The sequence below is a fragment of the Microbacterium sp. sgz311019 genome (assembly GCF_056135325.1).
The window spans coordinates 275,860-293,419 of sequence record NZ_JBWAXO010000007.1; the positions used below are offsets into that span (position 1 = coordinate 275,860).

General features: G+C 70.1%; 17 protein-coding genes and 1 tRNA gene. 11 read left to right on the forward strand and 7 right to left on the reverse strand.

Features of this window, described 5'->3' with window-relative positions:
* The first annotated feature begins 69 nt into the window (after window positions 1-69).
* Both AC0NZN_RS13515 and AC0NZN_RS13520 read left to right on the forward strand, forming a co-directional pair.
* The gene (locus AC0NZN_RS13515; protein WP_474592823.1) at window positions 70-1,149 is read left to right on the forward strand and encodes a YihY/virulence factor BrkB family protein; all 1,080 of its coding nucleotides are present in this window, start codon (window positions 70-72) and stop codon (window positions 1,147-1,149) included.
* A gap of 174 nt (window positions 1,150-1,323) precedes the next feature.
* Window positions 1,324-1,503, forward strand: a complete 180-nt coding sequence (locus AC0NZN_RS13520; RefSeq protein WP_474592824.1) for a CsbD family protein — start codon at window positions 1,324-1,326, stop codon at window positions 1,501-1,503.
* Between the two features lie 66 nt (window positions 1,504-1,569).
* On the opposite strand, the gene AC0NZN_RS13525 is transcribed toward AC0NZN_RS13520, so the two are convergent.
* A complete protein-coding gene (locus AC0NZN_RS13525) occupies window positions 1,570-3,585 on the reverse strand; it encodes a glycosyltransferase family 39 protein (RefSeq protein WP_474592825.1) in 2,016 nt (671 codons plus the stop codon).
* Between the two features lie 85 nt (window positions 3,586-3,670).
* On the opposite strand from AC0NZN_RS13525, the gene AC0NZN_RS13530 reads away from it, so the two are divergent.
* Window positions 3,671-4,513, forward strand: a complete 843-nt coding sequence (locus AC0NZN_RS13530) for a hypothetical protein (protein WP_474592826.1) — start codon at window positions 3,671-3,673, stop codon at window positions 4,511-4,513.
* Here the strand turns inward: AC0NZN_RS13530 and AC0NZN_RS13535 are convergent.
* The 5 genes from AC0NZN_RS13535 to AC0NZN_RS13555 all read right to left on the reverse strand — a co-directional run bounded on the left by AC0NZN_RS13535 (window position 4,485) and on the right by AC0NZN_RS13555 (window position 8,116).
* Window positions 4,485-5,396: a phosphotransferase gene (locus tag AC0NZN_RS13535; RefSeq protein WP_474592827.1), complete on the reverse strand. Its 912-nt coding sequence runs from the start codon at window positions 5,394-5,396 to the stop codon at window positions 4,485-4,487. The two genes, AC0NZN_RS13530 and AC0NZN_RS13535, sit on opposite strands and share 29 nt — an antisense overlap.
* 32 nt (window positions 5,397-5,428) lie before the next feature.
* Window positions 5,429-6,067, reverse strand: coding sequence for an MBL fold metallo-hydrolase (locus AC0NZN_RS13540; RefSeq protein ID WP_474592828.1), 639 nt, complete (start codon window positions 6,065-6,067; stop codon window positions 5,429-5,431).
* 213 nt (window positions 6,068-6,280) lie between these two features.
* Window positions 6,281-6,356, reverse strand: a tRNA-Glu gene (locus AC0NZN_RS13545).
* Window positions 6,357-6,431: 75 nt separating this feature from the next.
* Entirely contained in the window at window positions 6,432-7,556 is a 1,125-nt protein-coding gene (locus tag AC0NZN_RS13550; protein ID WP_474592829.1) for a DUF4349 domain-containing protein, read from the reverse strand.
* Complete coding sequence (locus AC0NZN_RS13555) at window positions 7,556-8,116, reverse strand: RNA polymerase sigma factor (RefSeq protein WP_474592830.1); 561 nt, start codon at window positions 8,114-8,116, stop codon at window positions 7,556-7,558. The genes AC0NZN_RS13550 and AC0NZN_RS13555 overlap by 1 nt, the downstream gene beginning before the upstream one ends.
* A gap of 240 nt (window positions 8,117-8,356) precedes the next feature.
* On the opposite strand from AC0NZN_RS13555, the gene AC0NZN_RS13560 reads away from it, so the two are divergent.
* From AC0NZN_RS13560 to AC0NZN_RS13590, 7 genes are all read left to right on the forward strand, one after another.
* Window positions 8,357-9,382, forward strand: a complete 1,026-nt coding sequence (locus AC0NZN_RS13560) for a TerC family protein (protein WP_474592831.1) — start codon at window positions 8,357-8,359, stop codon at window positions 9,380-9,382.
* Between the two features lie 161 nt (window positions 9,383-9,543).
* Window positions 9,544-11,028: a 3-isopropylmalate dehydratase large subunit gene (gene leuC, locus AC0NZN_RS13565; protein WP_474592832.1), complete on the forward strand. Its 1,485-nt coding sequence runs from the start codon at window positions 9,544-9,546 to the stop codon at window positions 11,026-11,028.
* A gap of 1 nt (window position 11,029) precedes the next feature.
* The gene (gene leuD, locus AC0NZN_RS13570; protein WP_474592833.1) at window positions 11,030-11,641 is read left to right on the forward strand and encodes a 3-isopropylmalate dehydratase small subunit; all 612 of its coding nucleotides are present in this window, start codon (window positions 11,030-11,032) and stop codon (window positions 11,639-11,641) included.
* A 21-nt stretch (window positions 11,642-11,662) separates the two neighbouring features.
* The gene (murA, locus tag AC0NZN_RS13575) at window positions 11,663-13,027 is read left to right on the forward strand and encodes a UDP-N-acetylglucosamine 1-carboxyvinyltransferase (protein WP_474592834.1); all 1,365 of its coding nucleotides are present in this window, start codon (window positions 11,663-11,665) and stop codon (window positions 13,025-13,027) included.
* Window positions 13,024-13,803 carry a lysophospholipid acyltransferase family protein gene (locus AC0NZN_RS13580; RefSeq protein ID WP_474592835.1) on the forward strand — a complete coding sequence of 260 codons (780 nt, stop codon included), beginning with the start codon at window positions 13,024-13,026 and terminating at the stop codon, window positions 13,801-13,803. The genes murA and AC0NZN_RS13580 overlap by 4 nt, the downstream gene beginning before the upstream one ends.
* The gene (locus AC0NZN_RS13585; RefSeq protein ID WP_474592836.1) at window positions 13,793-14,935 is read left to right on the forward strand and encodes an NAD(P)H-dependent glycerol-3-phosphate dehydrogenase; all 1,143 of its coding nucleotides are present in this window, start codon (window positions 13,793-13,795) and stop codon (window positions 14,933-14,935) included. The genes AC0NZN_RS13580 and AC0NZN_RS13585 overlap by 11 nt, the downstream gene beginning before the upstream one ends.
* Complete coding sequence (locus tag AC0NZN_RS13590) at window positions 14,835-15,911, forward strand: D-alanine--D-alanine ligase family protein (protein WP_474592837.1); 1,077 nt, start codon at window positions 14,835-14,837, stop codon at window positions 15,909-15,911. Before AC0NZN_RS13585 ends, AC0NZN_RS13590 begins: the two co-directional genes overlap by 101 nt.
* A 20-nt stretch (window positions 15,912-15,931) precedes the next feature.
* Here the strand turns inward: AC0NZN_RS13590 and AC0NZN_RS13595 are convergent, their stop codons facing one another.
* A complete protein-coding gene (locus tag AC0NZN_RS13595) occupies window positions 15,932-16,405 on the reverse strand; it encodes a DUF3515 family protein (RefSeq protein WP_474592838.1) in 474 nt (157 codons plus the stop codon).
* A 32-nt stretch (window positions 16,406-16,437) separates the two neighbouring features.
* On the opposite strand from AC0NZN_RS13595, the gene thiL reads away from it, so the two are divergent.
* Window positions 16,438-17,424, forward strand: a complete 987-nt coding sequence (gene thiL / locus AC0NZN_RS13600; protein WP_474592839.1) for a thiamine-phosphate kinase — start codon at window positions 16,438-16,440, stop codon at window positions 17,422-17,424.
* Window positions 17,425-17,560: the final 136 nt, after the last annotated feature.

Below are 17,560 nucleotides of genomic sequence, written 5' to 3' on the forward strand. Positions count from 1 at the left end.
CGCTAGCCCCGACCGCCCGCGCTGTCGAGCCCCACAGCGCCCGACGGGGGCCGGGCTATCGTGGCACCCGTGGTGGGCAGCAAGCAGGTAAGAGGCAGCGAGCACGTCGACGAGCCCGGTCGTGTCGACGACACCCGGGCGACGAAGACGCCGGGCGGATTCGTGGCGCTTCCGCAGAAGGCGGTGGCGTGGGCGCTCCGGCTTCGCCTTGTGCGGGCCTACCTGCTCTACACCGAGCACCGTGGGCCGATGCTCGCGGACAGCATCACCTATCGCGCCCTGTTCAGCGTCTTCGCCGGTGTGCTCCTGGGCTTCTCCCTCGCGGCGCTCTGGCTCGGGGGCAATCCCAGCGCCATGCACGCGCTGACGAACGCTCTGGAGCAGGTGATCCCCGGCATCGCCGATGTCGTGGACGTCACGAAGATCACGGCGCCGGTGGGATTCACGCTGGTGGGGATCGTGTCGCTCATCGCCCTGATCGGCGCGGCGATCGGCGCGATCGCGAGCCTGCGCACGGCCCTGCGCGTCCTCGCTGACCACCTGGTGGACGATTCGTTCTGGCTCTGGGCCATGCTTCGGAACGTGCTGGTCGCCGTCGCCTTCGGCGGGCTCCTTCTCGTCGCCGCGGCCGCGACCTGGATCGGGTCCGCCGGCATCGAAGCAGTGCTCGGCTGGTTCGGCATCTCGCCGAGTGACGTGCCGGCGGTCGTCGGCAGCCGGACATTCGGCGTGATCATCGTGTTCGTGATCGACGCGGCCGCGATCGCGCTCGTGTTCCGGGTGCTCTCCGGGCTGAAGCCGCATGGGCGCGACCTGTGGATCGGTGCGACGCTGGGCGGCATCGGACTGACCGTTCTCCAGGTCCTGTCGGGTCTGTTCGTGCGGGGGGCGTCTTCGAACCCGCTCCTCGCGTCGTTCGCCTCGCTCGTCGCTCTGCTTCTCTGGTTCAACCTCTCGGCGCAGGTCGTCCTCCTGTCGAGCAGCTACATCATCACCGCAACCGAGGAGGCGGAAGGACGGGGGCTGCACCTCCCGCCGGCGAGCACTTTCGGTCAGCGCCGGCTGCAGCGTGCGCAGTTCCACCTCACGCAGGCGCAGGTCGCTGTCGAGCATGCGCGGAAGGCCGAACAGGCGGAGCGGGAGAGCTGACGGAGCATTCGGTGCAGCGGCCCGCGAGTCGGGCGGCAGAGGGTACCCGTCACATGGTCAGGTGGCAATCCCCGTGACCTCTCGCGAGGGGTGACGTTCACTGGATGCTGCGCGCCGAACAGGATGCGCACAGCGTGAGGGCAGTGAGACCCACTGCCGGGAAGGAGCGTTCCCATGGGTGAAGGCGACCGGATCGAGAACGATGCTCAGCACCTGAAGGGCCAGGCCGAGGAGGCCTGGGGCAAGGCCACGGGCGATCACTCCACGCAGCTCAAGGGCAAGGTCGACCAGGCGTCGGCCGACGTCAAGAACGGTGTGGAGGACGTCAAGGACCACCTCACCGACGACCACTGAGCGGTGTGAACGAACGGCGGGGCCGGTCGCGTCTGCGACCGGCCGCGCCGTCTGTCTGGAGGAGCTCTACGGGGTGCACTCGTAGAGGCCGGAGGTGCCGGCATCCGTCACCTGGGTGCAGTTCTGCACGACCCAGGAGCGGATCTGCGCGGCGTCTCCCGACTGGGAGCCTCCTCCGAATCCGCCGCCGAGGCCGCCCTGGCCGGAGACCAACACGTACCTGAGCTCGCCGTTCGCGACCATCGTCGTGAAGGCCTCGAAGGTCGGTGCCGGGTCGGTGCCGTTGAACCCGCCGATCGGGAGGACGGACTCGCCGTCGGTGGCCGTGATGAGGCTCGCCGCGCTCTGCGCGCCGAACACCGCCACGAGGTACTTCGCGCTCCCGCGGTTCTGCTGCAGGTAGGAGAGCAGGCTCGAGGACGCCGTGTCGCCTCCAGGGCCTCCCGGTGATCCCTGCCCGCCCGTGACGCCACCCTGGCCGGTGGCCGTCTGCGGGGGAGTCCCGCCCTGCCCCCCGCCGGGCGCTCCCTGCCCGCCGGGCGCCCCCTGCCCGCCGGGGAAGCCCTGTCCACCGGGGCCGCCCTGGTTCCCGATGCCCTGGCGGCCCGCGAAACCGCCGGCGCCGCCGAATCCCATGTCCGCGACGCCACCGGCGACCGGGTTGATCGAGCTCGGGTGCGAGATCGTGACGACCGACCAGGCGAGGGGCGTGAGCAGCATCGCGACTCCGGCCACGAGCGAGGTCACGCCGTGGACGACCCGCCCGCGTCCCCAGACGATCAGCGCGACGGCGATGACGGCGGCGACCAGCTGTGCGACGGCGAAGCCGACGGAGTAGCCGCCGTAGATCGTCGAGATGCCCAGGGCGGTCACTGCCGCGACACCAATCAGGGCGATCTGCGCCCAGCGCACGCCTCGCCGTCGGGCGACGGCGAATGCGACGCCCACCGAGAGTGACACGGGCACGGAGAGTGCGGCCGTGTAGAACTGGTGCATTCCGGCGACGACCGAGAACATGGCCGCGAAGGTCGCGAGCCAGACGCCGAGGAAGACGGTGATCGCGGCTCGGTAGCGCAGCACCGCGAGGATCACGATGCCGGCCGCCGCCGCCGGAAGCAACCAGGCGATCTGGCCCGCGAGCTGCTCGTTGAAGAGGCGGAACGCACCCGGGTCTCCCGAGAACGGGGGTGTGAATGAGCGGTAGGCCGTGGCATCCGCCGTGCCGTCGCCGAAACGCCCCAGGCCGTTGTAGCCGAAGACCATCTCCCACGCGCTGTTGTGGAGGGTCGATCCGATGTAGGGGCGGACGGATGCCGGCACCAGCGACACCACGACGATCCAGAAAAGCGACGCCGCGAGGCTGATTGAAGCGGCGGTGAGCGTATGCCAGATCTTGCGTGCCCACGGCTGCCTCGTGGAGAGGTAGGCGGCGCCCAGCGCCGGCCAGACCGCCCATGCCTCGAGCATGTAGGTCTGGAAGGAGAGGGCGATGAACAGACCGGCGACGACGAGCCAGCCGAAGCTCGACTTCGTGAGCGCTCTGACCGCCGCCCACGCTGTGAGGGCGAGGCCGAGGACGAAGAACGTCTCGGGCTGGTTCGATCGCGAGACGGCGACCAGGATCGGAGTCGTCGCGACCGCGGCGCCGGCGAGGAGGCCTGCTGTCGTTCCGGCGAGCCGCTTCCCCGTGAACGCCGTCAGGAGGGCGGCGCCGATCGCGGCGAGCGCGTTCGGGAGGATGATCGACCAGGTCGAGAAGCCGAAGACCCTCACGAAGAGGGCGGGGACCCAGTAGGAACCCGGGATCTTGTCGAGGGTGACAGTGCCGGCCGGGTCGAACGATCCGAAGAAGAAGTTCGACCAGCTCTTGCTCATCGACAGGGCGATGGACGCGTAGTACTCCGAGCGGGAACCGCTGCCGATGCCCCACGCGGTGAGGAGCGCGGCGAGAAGGGCGAGGGCGATGAGGCCGCCGGTCCACGCCCATCGGCCCGATCTCGTGGGCCGAACGGCGGAGGCGGTCGTCGGTTCGGCGAGCGGCGCGTCCGGCACGGAGGGGGCGGGGGGAACCGTGATGGTCATGATGCGAACGTAGGCGAGAGGGTGAGGCCTGCCCTTTGCGCCGTTTGTGAGGTTCCTGTGGGCGGAAAAGCCGGATACTTGTCTTGTGGACGGTGCCGTTCTCAATGATGAGGGGCGCGCCGAACTCGCAGCACTGCGGCGACGGGCGTTCGGGCCGGACGCCGACATCATCGACGATCCGGTGGCGCTGGAGCGCCTGCGGGAGCTGGAGGCGATCGTCCTCCCGTCACCCCCCGACGCACCCGGCTCGAGAACCGCGTGGCGAGCGGATGCCGAGCCCGCTCGTGTGGTCGGATCCATCGGAGGGATGCCCGCGGCCGACCCGCGCGCGGGCGTCGGGGCGGCGCCGGCGTCCGCTGGCGTCGCCGCCGTCGGCGAAGGCTTCGACGAGGCGGACGACGTCGAGCAGCCGCGCGCGGTTCGCCGCCTGCGTGGCCGCTGGGCACGATTCTCGGCCGGGCGTCCCGGGCGCATCGCGTCAGTCGTGGCGGCGGGCGTCGTGATCGCCGCGGTCGGCGGCGCGATCGGCTGGGAGGCTGCGCAGCCCCATCCGGATCGCATCCTCGTCGCCGACGGCACGCATTACACCCCCGTCGGAGAGGACACCGATCTGTGGTTGAAGGAGATGTACGGCATCAGCGGCTCGCTGCGCGGCCATGAGCCGTACGGGCACGTCCACGTGTGGACGGGAATCGCGCGCAATGGCTCGGAGTGCATGGTGGTCATGATCGGAACCGCCGACACCGTCGCCACGAGCTGCTCTCCGCGTCCCCTGCCGGCGAGTGCCGACCTGTTCATGTTCCCGGGCTGGACTCCGTCGTATACCGGGCTCGACCTGCCGGCCGGGTCGGTCGTCCGCTTCGTCCAGTCCGGCGACGAGGTCGAGGTCTGGACCGCGATCATGCCGACGTCGCCACCAGCTCTGTGAGCGTCTCACGCGCCAGCCGCTCGTAGGACGGATCGTCGTCGCCGGCGAGCAGCAGCATCGCGGCCATGGCGGACGCCCAGGCGCGTGCACGCGTCCAGGTGTCCGAGTCGACGCCGGGCGAGGCATCCATGAAGTCGCGCCGCCCGGTCTCGTCGAACACGAGCCACGCGGCCGCGAGGTCGTAGGCGGGATCGCCGCCGGTGATGTCGACGAAGTCGATGATCGCGACGAGCTCGGTGTCCCGCGCGATCAGATTGCCCGGATGCAGGTCCCCGTGGATCCACAGCGGGCCTCCGGTCCACGGCGCGGCCGCGAGCCCGTCGTGCCACGCGGCGACGAGGACACGGTGCTGTGCGGGCTCCAGCGCGTCGGCGAGCCGGGCGAGTCGATCCTCGACCGCTGGGGCTCGGTCCGCGAGCGCAACCCCGCGGAACGGATTGCGCGGATGCCCGTCGGCCGCGGGGCGGTGAAGCGCGCCGAGTGCCGCGGCCAGGGGGGCAGCCCACGCCGTGCGTCGCTCGCGGGGCACCTCGAGTCCCGACGTTCCCGGATGGAAGGGGACGAGCGTCCACGGCCAGGGGAACCCGCGTGTCGGCTCTCCGATCACGAGCGCTGCGGGGACGTGCACCCCGGTCGTCTCGACGTGCCGCGCCACCTCCGCGAGCGCGCGCGATTCGCCGACCAGCAGATCGGCGACGACCCGGCGGCGCGGGAGCCGCAGCGCCAGGTCGTCCCCGAGCCGCCAGATGCTGCAGTCCCAGCCCTCGGCCATGTGCGCGAGCGAGCGGCTGTCGGCATCCGGCACCACGGCGCCGAGCGTTGCGACCAGCGCGCGCACGACGGACTCGTCGATGGGCACCTCCGCCGGCGGTCGTTCCGCCACGTCAGGAGTCCGCGCGGCTCGAGGTCCACCGCTCAGACATCCGCGGCGTCGCCCGGATCCAGCAGGACGAGCTCGCCGCCGTGCTGCTCCGCCGCCCACCCGAGCCGCGCGCGCCCCATGTCGCGCCCGGCCACAGAGAGGGTCATGTCGTGGGTGCCGAACACGCGACGCGGTTCGACGGCGAGCACGAAGTCCATCGCCTCGCCGATCTTGAGCCAGGGCGCGCCCACGGGCGCGGCGAGAAGCTTCACGTCGACGCCCTCGGGCACGGCGTACGAATCCCCGGGGTAGTAGAAGACGTCGTTGAAGAGCACGCCGACGTTGTCGACCACGGGGATGCTCTCGTGGATGACGGCGTGCCTGCCGCCGAAGAACCGCAGGGTGAACGGGTCGATGGTCACCGTGTCGCCCGGGCTCACCTCGGTGACATCGAAGCCGGATGCGGCGGCGACGACGCCGGCCGGTCCGAGGATCGGAATGGGGCCGGTCTGTTTGAGGATGCGCTCGAGATGCTCGGAGGTCCAATGATCGGCGTGCTCGTGCGTGATGACGATGCCGACGACGTTCTGAAGTTCGGTGAAGGGGGTCGTGAATGATCCGGGATCGACGATGAGGGCCTTGCCGGCGTCCTCGACGAGCAACGCGGCGTGCTCATGCTTGGTGACTCGCATACGTCGAGTCAATCGCGCGGGTGCGGGATCGGCAAGGCGCGCAAGACTGGCGGTTCGCCGAGAACGGACGTTCTCGCCGAGCCGCACGCTGTTCGCGCAGCGATCGTGTGGGGTCGGCGAGATCAGGTGCTCACGGCGCAGGAGCGAGGGGATGCCGTGAAGACGGAACGCAGAAGCCCCCGAGTCCGTGAGGATTCGGGGGCTTCTCTGTGTTGGTGACCCCAGCGGGATTCGAACCCGCGTTACCGCCGTGAGAGGGCGGCGTACTAGGCCGCTATACGATGGGGCCGCTTTCGCAACCGTTCAATTATGGCATGGCCCCGGACGTGGGCAAAATCGGGCGGCCCGCACTCCGGTCGGCGGTTCATTCCACGGGCGGCATGGGCTGGGCGCCCGTGCGCCGCCGCCTCCTCCGCACGAACAGCACGATGCCCCACACGACGAGGGCAATGATCGCCGCCACGACGATCCACGGCAGCAGGAAGCCGACCGCGACCACGATCCCGTTCAATGCGGCGACGAGGCTGTTCCATCCGGCGACGAGTCCGGAGCCGAATCCCGCAGTGCTCGCCGGCGCGGCCGACTCGTGGGGGAGGAGCGTGACCGTGAGGGTCGACATGGCCACCTGGTCATCGAGCGCCTTCAGCTGCTGCTGCTCGGACTCGAGCGCCGCCTGCCGGTCGGTGAGGGCGGTCTCGGCGGCGAGCAGGTCCGCCACCGACGCGGCCTGGCCCATGAGCGCGGTGAGCCGGTCGACGGAGCCCTGCGAGGCCGCCACCTGGGCACGGAGGACGGTGGCCTGGTCGGTCACGTCCTGACGATCGATGGCGGATGCCTCGACAGTGCCGATGCCGGAGAGCGATGCCACGACGTCGTCGAGCTGGTCGGCGGGCACGCGCACGGTGATCCATGCGCCCGACACCGGTGGTGACGGCTCGATCGGCTGGGAGGACCCCTGACCGGTCGCGGGAAGCGGGGTCGGTCCGGTCTGGCCGATGTTCATGCTCTGCACGTAGCCGCCGTGGCTCTTCGCAGTGGCGCCGATCCTGGCCGCAGCCGCCCGCACATCGGCGACCCGCACCGTCGCCGACGCCGTCGTCACGACGTCGCGCTGCGCCGAGCTGCTGGACGCACCCGAGCCGCCGGCCGTCGAGTTCGCCGCGCCGGTACCGGCGGAGCCGGAGCCGACCGACTTCTCCGCGTCGTTGGCGCCTGTGCCGGACACCCCCTGCGGCGGCACAGGGACGATCGCGATGCTGCCGGACCCGCCCGTGGCGTGGAACCCGAGCAGTCCGGCCGCAGGAACGATGGCCAAGCCGATCACGACCACCGCGGCGACGGCGCCGACGCCCGTCCAGATCCGGCGCCTGCGGTGCCCGCGTGCCTCGCGCTCGCGGGCGATGTCGGCGAAAAGCCGCGCCTCGACGAGGTCGAGCCGGGCGTCATCGATCTCGGGCAGCCGCGGGGACGCGGCATCCGTTCCGGTCATCATGCTTCCTCTCGCGCTGTCGTGCGCAGCCGGGTGCGGATGCGCGAGAGACGATTGCGGACCACGCCGTGCGACACCCCGAGCGCCTCGGCCGCCGCCTGATACCCGTAGCCCTCCGCGGCGCACAGCCGGAAGATCTCGCGATCGAGCGGGCCGAGCTCGGCGACCTCGGCCAGGATGAGCTCGACGAGCTGCGCGTCCGCCACCTGCTGGGCGACGTCCACAGGCGCGGCGACGCGCGCGGCGTCATCGGGATCGGATGCCGTCCGGTGCCGGTCGCGCTGCAGCCTGCGCGCGCGGTTGGACGCCTGGAACCTGCAGATCGTGGCGAGCCACGGCAGCAGCGAGTCGCCGGCGAGGGTCAGCTGCGGCAGCTTGCGCCACGCGACGAGGAACGTCTCCTGCAGCACGTCCTCGGCATCCGGCCTGTTCCCCACGATCCCGTGCGCCAGCCAGTACACCGGCCGGGCGTAGGCGCGGTAGATCTCGCGGAACGCGAGCTCGCTCCCGCCGCCCGCCAGTGCGGCCAGCTCGGCGTCCGAGCGCAGGGGAATCGCCATGGGTCCTCCGCCCGCGAGCCGTGCGGCTCGCGGATCTCATTGTCTCTCTGTGTAAGTGTCCGCACGGGGCGGATCGTCTCAGACGACGCGCATCCTCTAGGCTGGAGAGGCGAGGGGGAGTATCCCGCACACTCGCGCATCCGTCATCACGAGCTCCGTCGGAGGGGCTCCGGGTGCGCACCGCCGGAAGGCGGGGGGAGAGACTCTCGGTGAACAGCCGACCCCCGAAAGGCCGCCTCCATGGGATTCGAGATCCCCGTCTGGTTCGAGATCACCTCGCTGATCGTGCTGACCCTCATCCTCGTCGCCGACCTGCTCATCATCCTGAAGCGCCCGCACATCCCCTCCCTCAGGGAGGCGACGGCATGGATCGTCTTCTACGTCGCGCTCGCACTCATGTTCGCCGTGGTGCTCTTCTGGGTGACGGGGAGCACGGATGCCGCGGGACAGTTCGTCGCCGGGTGGCTGACGGAGTACAGCCTCTCGATCGACAACCTGTTCGTCTTCGTGCTGCTGATGAGCCAGTTCGCGGTGCCGCGTCGCTACCAGCAGGAGGTGCTGATGGTGGGCATCATCATCGCACTCGTGCTGCGCGCGATCTTCATCATGCTCGGTGCGGCCCTCATCGAGAACTTCGTCTGGATCTTCTACGTCTTCGGCGCTTTTCTCGTCTACACCGCCTGGCGCCAGGCGTTCCCCCGCAAGCACGACGACGACGCCGAGACCGAGATCGGCATCGTCCGGTTCCTCCGCCGCTTCATCGACATCAGCGACCACTACGACGGGTCGAAGCTGCGCACGCGCGTGAACGGCAAGGTCATCTGGACGCCGATGGTCCTGGTGTTCGTCGCCATCGGCTTCACGGACCTCATGTTCGCGATCGACTCGATCCCGGCGATCTTCGGCATCACCCACAGCGCGTTCATCGTCTTCGCGGCGAACCTCTTCGCGCTCATGGGACTGCGGCAGCTGTACTTCCTCCTCGGCGGACTGCTCGAGCGGCTGAAGTATCTGCACTACGGCATCGCCTTCATCCTCGCCTTCATCGGCGTGAAGCTCTTCTTCCACGCCCTCCACGAGAACTCGGTCTCCTTCATCAACGGCGGCCACCCGGTGGAGTGGGCGCCGGAGATCTCCACCTGGGCGTCGCTCGTCGTCATCGTCGCGGCGATGGCGATCGCGACGATCGCGAGCCTCATCTCGTCACGTCGTGAGAAGAAGGCCGTGTCTGCGGATGCGTCGGCCGCGGCCGACTCAGCGGACTGAGCGCCTGGGCCGGGATGGTAGCCTGACCTCGTGCGGATCGCTCGCCTCCTTCTTAGCGGCCGCGACGAGTCCTAGTTCCAGGCCTCCCTCGTCGCGGAGTTCGTTGCGGGCCGAATCTCTCGCCGGGAGGACAGCCCGGCAATCCGAGGAGAACGAAGCACATGAGCACGCCTGATTCCGACGTATCCGTCATCCCCGATCGGCCGCGCACGCTGGCCGAGAAGGTCTGGGACGACCACCTGGTGGTCAAGGGCGAGGACGGCCAGCCCGACCTCATCTACATCGACCTGCACCTCGTCCACGAGGTGACGAGCCCGCAGGCGTTCGACGGCCTGCGTGCCGACGGGCGGCCCGTGCGGCGGCTCGACCTCACCATCGCGACCGAGGACCACAACACGCCGACCCTCGCGATCGACAAGCCGATCGCCGACCTCACCAGCCGGACCCAGATCGAGACGCTGCGCCGCAACGCCGAGGAGTTCGGCGTCCGCCTGCACTCGCTGGGCGACCGCGAGCAGGGGATCGTGCACGTGGTCGGGCCGCAGCTGGGCCTCACGATGCCGGGAATCACGGTCGTCTGCGGCGACAGCCACACCTCCACGCACGGCGCCTTCGGCGCCATGGCCTTCGGCATCGGAACGAGCGAGGTCGAGCACGTGCTCGCCACGCAGACCCTGCCGCTGAGACCCTTCAAGACGATGGCGATCACCGTCGAGGGCGAGCTGAAGCCCGGCGTGACGGCGAAGGACATCATCCTCGCGGTCATCGCGAAGATCGGGACCAACGGCGGCCAGGGTTACGTGCTCGAGTTCCGCGGCAGCGCCATCCGCGCCCTCTCGATGGAGGGCCGCATGACGATCTGCAACATGTCGATCGAGGCGGGTGCGCGCGCCGGCATGGTCGCTCCCGACGAGACCACCTTCGCGTACGTCAAGGACAAGCCGCACGCCCCGCAGGGTCAGGACTGGGAGGATGCGGTCGCCTACTGGCGCACGCTACCCAGCGACGAGGGCGCCGTCTACGACGCCGAGGTGTTCCTCGATGCGAACGGGCTCGAGCCGTTCGTGACGTGGGGCACGAACCCCGGGCAGGGCGTGTCGCTGAGCGATGTCGTCCCGACCCCGGCGGACTTCGCCGACGCCAACGAGCGAGCCGCTGCCGAGCGCGCCCTGGAGTACATGGACCTCGCGGCCGGCACGCGCATGAAGGACATTCCGGTGGATGCGGTCTTCATGGGCTCGTGCACGAACAGCCGCATCGAAGACCTCCGCGCCTTCGCCTCGGTCATCCAGGGCCGCACGAAGGCGGAGCACGTCCGCGTCATGGTCGTGCCGGGCTCTGCCCGGGTGCGGCTCGAGGCCGAGGCCGAGGGCCTCGACAAGGTCTTCACCGACTTCGGCGCCGAGTGGCGGTTCGCCGGCTGCTCGATGTGCCTCGGCATGAACCCCGACCAGCTGGCGCCGGGGGAGCGCTGCGCATCCACCAGCAACCGCAACTTCGAGGGCCGCCAGGGCAAGGGCGGGCGCACGCACCTCGTCTCGCCCCTGGTCGCGGCCGCGACCGCGGTCCGCGGGACGCTCTCGAGTCCGTCGGATCTCGGACCCATCGGCACGGAACAGCGGATCGCGAGCGGGGCGGAGGCCTGACATGGACAAGTTCGAGACCCACACCGGCGTCGCTGCACCCCTGCGTCGATCCGCTGTCGACACCGATCAGATCATTCCCGCCGTGTACCTCAAGCGGGTCACCAAGACCGGCTTCGAGGACGCTCTTTTCGCCAGCTGGCGACAGGATCCCGAGTTCGTCCTGAACCAGGACGCCTACCGCCACGCGTCGATCCTCGTCGCGGGTCCCGACTTCGGCACCGGCTCCAGCCGCGAGCACGCCGTCTGGGCGCTCCGCGACTACGGCTTCCGCGTCGTCCTGAGCCCCCGCTTCGCGGACATCTTCCGCGGGAACGCGGGCAAGCAGGGCCTCCTGGCAGGGGTCGTCAGCGAGGCGGATGTCGAGCGCCTGTGGGATGCGATCGAGGCCGACCCGGGCGTCGAGATGACCGTCGATCTCGAGGAGCGAGAGGCGGTCCTGGGCGATATCCGCGTTCCGTTCGAGATCGACGACTACACTAGGTGGCGGCTCCTGGAGGGACTCGACGACATCGGGCTCACCCTCCGAAACGAAGACCGAATCGCCGCTTACGAGGCGCGCCGCGAGAGTTGGAGGCCGCGCACACTTCCGGTGCCGCCCCTGCCAACCCCCTGATTCCGACACCTGTGAGGCTGCATGACTCTCCTGCACGACACCATCTCGGCCGACGGTCGTAAGGGAGGGGCAGGCGAGATCCTCTCGATCCGCGGTGGCCGCCCCCTGACGGGCCGCGTCGAGGTGAAGGGCGCGAAGAACCTCGTCACCAAGGCGATGGTGGCGGCTCTCCTCGGCGAGAGCCCCAGCATCCTCCGCGACGTTCCCGACATCAGCGATGTCGCGGTCGTCCGCTCCCTGCTCGAGGTCCACGGTGTCCGCGTGCAGGAGGCGGACGAGCCGGGCTCGCTCATGCTCGACCCGAGGGACGTCGAGTCGGCGCACATGGAGGAGATCGACGCGCACGCCGGGGCGTCGCGCATCCCGATCCTCTTCTGCGGACCGCTGCTGCACCGTCTGGGCCAGGCGTTCATCCCCGATCTCGGCGGATGCCGCATCGGCGACCGTCCGATCGACTTCCACCTCGACGCCTTGCGCAAGTTCGGCGCCGTGGTCGACAAGCTGCCGACCGGCATCCGCCTCTCCGCGCCGGGCGGCCTGCGCGGCGCCAACATCCACCTTCCGTACCCGAGCGTCGGGGCGACCGAGCAGGTGCTGTTGACCGCGGTCCGCGCGAACGGCGTCACCGAGCTGCGCAATGCGGCGATCGAGCCCGAGATCATGGATCTCATCGCGGTTCTGCAGAAGATGGGCGCGATCATCTCCTACGAGCCCAACCGCGTCATCCTCATCGAGGGCGTGGACCGGCTGGAGGGCTACGACCACCGGGCCGTCTTCGACCGCAACGAGGCAGCGAGCTGGGCGAGCGCCGCGCTCGCCACCGGCGGCGAGATCTTCGTGGGGGGCGCGCGTCAGCCCGAGATGCTCACGTTCTTGAACGTGCTGCGCAAGGTGGGCGCCGACTTCGACATCCGTGAGGACGGCATCCTGTTCCGCCGCGGCGGCGACCTGCGTCCGGTCACCGTCGAGACCGACGTGCACCCGGGCTTCATGACCGACTGGCAGCAGCCGCTCATCGTGGCCCTCACGCAGGCGCACGGCGAGTCGATCGTGCACGAGACGGTCTACGAGAACCGGTTCGGCTTCACCGATGCCCTCGTCAAGATGGGCGCCGACATCGTCGTGCACCCGCACGGACTGCAGGGCGGCCCCCGCCGCGTGCCGCGCCGCAACCTGGAGCAGGCCGCGGTCATCAACGGCCCGACGCCGCTGCACGGTGCGGACATCGTCGTGCCCGACCTCCGCGGCGGCTACAGCCACGTCATCGCGGCGCTGACCGCCCAGGGCGAGTCGACCGTCCGCAACGTCGGCATCATCCGTCGCGGATACGAGAAGTTCTTCGACAAGCTCGCCGCCGTCGGCGCCGACTTCGACGTCATCGGATGACGTCGGTGTCGCGACCGACCCGTCGGCGCCCCGCGCGCGAGAAGGCCACACCGACGATCTGGTGGGTCTTCGCGGCGGCCGTGGTGCCGTTGCTCGGCCTGATCGCCAAGATCCGCATCGAGGGCGGCGAGAAGCTGCCGCGCGAGGGCGCGTTCGTCGTCGCCCCCAACCATTACAGCGAGTTCGATCCGCTGATCGTCGCCGCCGCCGTGTGGCGGCTCGGCCGGCAGCCCCGGTTCATGGCCAAGGAGAGCCTGTTCCGGGTGCCGGTGGTGGGCCTCGCGCTGAGGCTGACGGGCATGATCCCCGTTGCGCGTTCGTCGTCCGCCGCGTCGGCGAAGCAGACGCTCGACACCGCCGAGATGCTCGTCGAGCGCGGGCGCGGGCTCATCGTCTACCCCGAGGGCACGCTCACCCGTGACCCGGACATGTGGCCGATGCGCGGCAAGACCGGTGCGGTGCGGCTCGCGATGGCGGGCGACATCCCGTTGATCCCCGTCGTCCAGTGGGGTACTCAGGCGATCCTGCCGCGCTACGGGAAGTTCAGCTTCTGGCCGCTGCGCAAGCCCATCACCGTCGTCATCGGTGATCCCATCGATCTCACCGAGTACGAGCGCGACACCCCGCTCCATCCGCATGCCCTGGCCGAGGGAACCGATGCCGTCATGCGCCGCCTCGCCGAGATGCTGTCGGAGGTGCGCGGCATCCCGGCACCCGCTGAACGGTGGAACCCGTCGACGCACGGGCAGAACGAGACGGGCCGCCTTGACACCTAGACCCGAACACCGCGGTGCCGGACCCCGGGTCGCTGTGATCGGCTCGGGCAGCTGGGGCACGACCTTCGGCAAGATCCTCGCCGACGGCGGCGCCCAGGTCGTGATGTGGGCCCGCCGCCCCGAGCTCGCCCACGAGATCGCCGAGGCCAAGCGCAACAGCCAGTACCTCCCCGGCATCAACCTGCCGCGGTCGATGACCGCAACGCCGCATCTCTCCGAGGCGATCGACGGGGCGACGCAGATCTACCTGTCGATCCCGAGCCAGACGGCGCGCGAGAACCTGAAGGCCATCCGCGCCCTCGTCGCACAGTCGGATGTGCCGATCGTCTCGCTCATGAAGGGCGTCGAGAAGCGCACCGGCCTGCGGATGAGTCAGGTCATCGAGCAGGAGCTCCAGTGCGACCCCGATCGCATCGCCGTCGCGTCAGGTCCCAACCTCGCCCTCGAGATCGCGCGCGAGCAGCCGACCGCAGCGGTCATCTCATCCATCAGTCGTGAGACCGCCGAGGACGTCGCGCGCCGCTCCCGCAACCGCTACTTCCGCTCGTTCGTGAACACCGACGTCATCGGCACGGAGTTCGGCGGGGTGCTGAAGAACCTCATCGCGGTCGCCATCGGCATCGTGGACGGAGTCGGCTACGGCGAGAACACCAAGGCGTCGATCATCACGCGCGGACTCGTGGAGATGACGGACTTCGCCGTCGCCCAGGGCGCCCAGCCCGAGACGCTGCAGGGACTCGCGGGCCTCGGCGACCTGATCGCGACGTGCCAGTCGCCGCTCAGCCGCAACAACACCGCCGGGCGCCTGCTCGGACAGGGCTACCGCTTCGACGACGTCGTCAAGCAGATGAACCAGACGGCGGAGGGCCTCGCATCCGTCGCACCGATCCTGCAGCTCGCGAAGCAGGCGGGGGTGTCGATGCCGATCGTCGAGCAGGTCAAGCGCGTGCTCGACGGCACGATGAACCCCCGCGAGATCGCGCCGCATCTCACGACAGACGACGACACCCCGCAGGGGGAGAGGACCGAGTATGGACAAGCCGGCAGTGGCGGTGCTCTTCGGAGGGCGGTCGAGCGAACACTCGATCAGTTCCGCCACGGCGGGCGGCGTGCTCCGGGCGATCGACCGTGATCGCTTCCGGGTCGTCCCGGTAGGACTCACCCGCGCCGGTGCATTCGTCCTCGAGGACGACGACCCCGAGAAGTTCGCGCTCGATCCCGCGCACATGCCGGAGGTCGTCGACAACGGCACCCGCATCCTCTGGCCGGAGGCATCCGGCGTCCGCGAGCTGCGCGTGCGCCGTGCCGACGGCTCCGTCGAGAGCCTCGGCGCGCTCGACGTCGTGCTGCCGATCCTCCACGGCCCCCACGGCGAGGACGGCACGATCCAGGGCTTCTTCGACACGCTCGAGCTGCCGTACGCAGGCGGTGGCGTGCTCGACTCCGCGCTGTGCATGGACAAGCACTTCATGAAGATCGCGCTCCAGGCGGCCGGGGTCCCGGTGGCGCCGTGGGTGACGGTCCGGCCGGGACAGGATGCCGCGGCTGCCGCGGCGGCCGCCGAGCTGCGTCTCCCGTGGTTCGTGAAGCCGGCGCGCGCCGGCTCCAGCGTCGGCGTCTCGAAGGTGCACGACCTGGGCGAGCTGGACGGGGCGCTGCGGATCGCGTTCGCCGAGGACTGCAAGGTGCTCATCGAGGAGGGTCTTCACGGGCGCGAGGTCGAGCTGGGTGTGCTCGAGAGCCGCGACGGCGTGCCGACACGGGTCTCGCTGCCCGGCGAGATCGTTCTCACGACGCGGGAGTTCTACGACTTCGAGGGCAAATACCTCGGGGGCGATGGGGTGGATGTCGTGTGCCCGGCCGAGATGGCCGACGGCGACGTCGCCGCTCTCCAGGAGATGGCGCTGCGAGCCTTCGACGCGGTCGACGGCCGAGGCCTCGCGCGTGTCGACTTCTTCCTCACCGCGGACGGCCCCGTGGTCAACGAGCTCAACACGATGCCCGGGTTCACCCCGATCTCGATGTTCCCGAAGGTGTGGATCGCCGGCGGCATGACCTACGGCGAGCTCATCACGGACCTCATCGAGACGGCTCTCTCGCGCGGCTGAGCCGGGGCGGCCCGCACGCTCTAGGACGCCGGGGTCTCCGGCGCGACGCAGCCGTCGCCGTGCGTGGGCAGCGACGTGGCCGCCAGGCTCACGGCGTTGAGCGCGGCGTTCGAGTCGATCTTCTTCGTGTCGATGAGCAGCTGGACCGCGGGCTTGCGTCCGAAGGTCGTCACCCGATAGGTGTTGTCCTTCTCGGGCTGGACGATCCAGTCCACGCCGTGGAACGAGACGCACTTGAGGGTGGTCGGCCCAGGAACCGCCACCCCGCACGCGAGGATCACGGCTGAGGGCGTGCCCCACGACGCGGTGGACTGCGCATCCGTCCACACACGGTCGGAGGTCGAGATCGTACCGGGAAGCCGCACCATGACGTCGGCGCAGTGCGGGTTGTTCGCGTCGTCCGCCGGGGTCAGCGACACGGTCGTCGAGCAGCCGGCCAGAGCGAGGGTCGCGGCCAGCGCAGCGCAGGCGAGAGTGCGGCGGGTGCGGGTCACTCCTCCAGGCTACGCCGGGCTACGGTGGAGGGATGACCGTGCCCGACCCGACCGTCGCCGAACTGTCGGAGGGTGCGATCCTCTCCCGCGTCCTGAGCCGCATCGGCCCGTCGCAGGCACTCATCGGCCCCGGTGACGACGCCGCGGTGCTCGCGGCGCCGGACGGGCGCATCGTCGCGACCGTCGACACCCTCGTGCACGGTCCGGACTTCCGGCTGGCGTGGTCGAGCGCCGCCGATCTGGGCTTCAAGGCGGCCGCGGTGAATCTGGCCGACATCGCGGCCATGGGCGCGCGCCCGACAGCGCTGCTCGTCGCCCTCGCGATGCCCGAGGAGACGCGGCTCTCGTTCGTCGAGGGGCTCGCGGAGGGACTGCTCGCGGGTTGCGCAGAGCTCGCACCGGGATGCGCGGTCGAGGGCGGTGACCTCACGGTCTCCGAGACGCTCACGATCGCCGTCACCGCGCTCGGCGTGCTCGACGGCCGGGCGCCCGTTCTGCGCAGCGGCGCGCGGCCGGGCGACGTCGTCGCGATCGCCGGCGCCACCGGACATGCGGCGCAGGGACTGCGCGTGCTGTTCGAGCGTTTCCGGGATGCGGCCGGCACGCCGTCGCCGGTCGATCGCGGTTCCCTGTCAGAGGAGGAGCGGGATGCGGTGGACGCTCAGCTGCGACCGCATCCGCCCATCCGTCTCGGGCCGGTGGCGGCGATCGCCGGTGCCACCGCGATGATGGATGTCTCCGACGGCCTCGCCCTCGATGCGCGGCGGATGGCGGCGGCGTCGGGCGTCTCCATCGACCTGCGCGCCGACGCGCTCGGTGCCGACCTCTCCCTCGCACTGACAGGCGGTGAGGACCACGCGCTCCTCGCCTGCTTCCCCGACGACGACGTGCCGGAGGGATTCCGTCGGATCGGAGCCGTGCGCCCCGAGGCCGGAGCACCCCTGCTCGTCGACGGCGAGCCGTTCCTCGACCGAGGCGGATGGGACCCGTACGCCGACTGGGACGAGCGGCGTGGCTGACCAGCGGTCGCCCTAGGCCGTGTTGATCAAGAGATTTCGCTCTCCGCTGGGTGAGTCTTGTGCGGTGACGCGACAGGAGATCTCTGACGAGGTGTGGTCCGTGATGGAGCCGTTGATGCCGAGGGTGACTGGCAGG

Excerpts from the sequence above, each read along its gene's own strand:
- AC0NZN_RS13520 (WP_474592824.1), top strand. The coding sequence starts at position 1,324 with ATGGGTGAAGGCGACCGGATCGAGAACGATGCTCAGCACCTGAAGGGC.
- AC0NZN_RS13525 (WP_474592825.1), bottom strand. The coding sequence starts at position 3,585 with ATGACCATCACGGTTCCCCCCGCCCCCTCCGTGCCGGACGCGCCGCTC.
- AC0NZN_RS13540 (WP_474592828.1), bottom strand. The coding sequence starts at position 6,067 with ATGCGAGTCACCAAGCATGAGCACGCCGCGTTGCTCGTCGAGGACGCC.
- AC0NZN_RS13550 (WP_474592829.1), bottom strand. The coding sequence starts at position 7,556 with ATGACCGGAACGGATGCCGCGTCCCCGCGGCTGCCCGAGATCGATGAC.
- AC0NZN_RS13555 (WP_474592830.1), bottom strand. The coding sequence starts at position 8,116 with ATGGCGATTCCCCTGCGCTCGGACGCCGAGCTGGCCGCACTGGCGGGC.
- AC0NZN_RS13560 (WP_474592831.1), top strand. The coding sequence starts at position 8,357 with ATGGGATTCGAGATCCCCGTCTGGTTCGAGATCACCTCGCTGATCGTG.
- leuC (WP_474592832.1), top strand. The coding sequence starts at position 9,544 with ATGAGCACGCCTGATTCCGACGTATCCGTCATCCCCGATCGGCCGCGC.
- leuD (WP_474592833.1), top strand. The coding sequence starts at position 11,030 with ATGGACAAGTTCGAGACCCACACCGGCGTCGCTGCACCCCTGCGTCGA.
- murA (WP_474592834.1), top strand. The coding sequence starts at position 11,663 with ATGACTCTCCTGCACGACACCATCTCGGCCGACGGTCGTAAGGGAGGG.
- AC0NZN_RS13580 (WP_474592835.1), top strand. The coding sequence starts at position 13,024 with ATGACGTCGGTGTCGCGACCGACCCGTCGGCGCCCCGCGCGCGAGAAG.
- AC0NZN_RS13590 (WP_474592837.1), top strand. The coding sequence starts at position 14,835 with ATGGACAAGCCGGCAGTGGCGGTGCTCTTCGGAGGGCGGTCGAGCGAA.
- thiL (WP_474592839.1), top strand. The coding sequence starts at position 16,438 with ATGACCGTGCCCGACCCGACCGTCGCCGAACTGTCGGAGGGTGCGATC.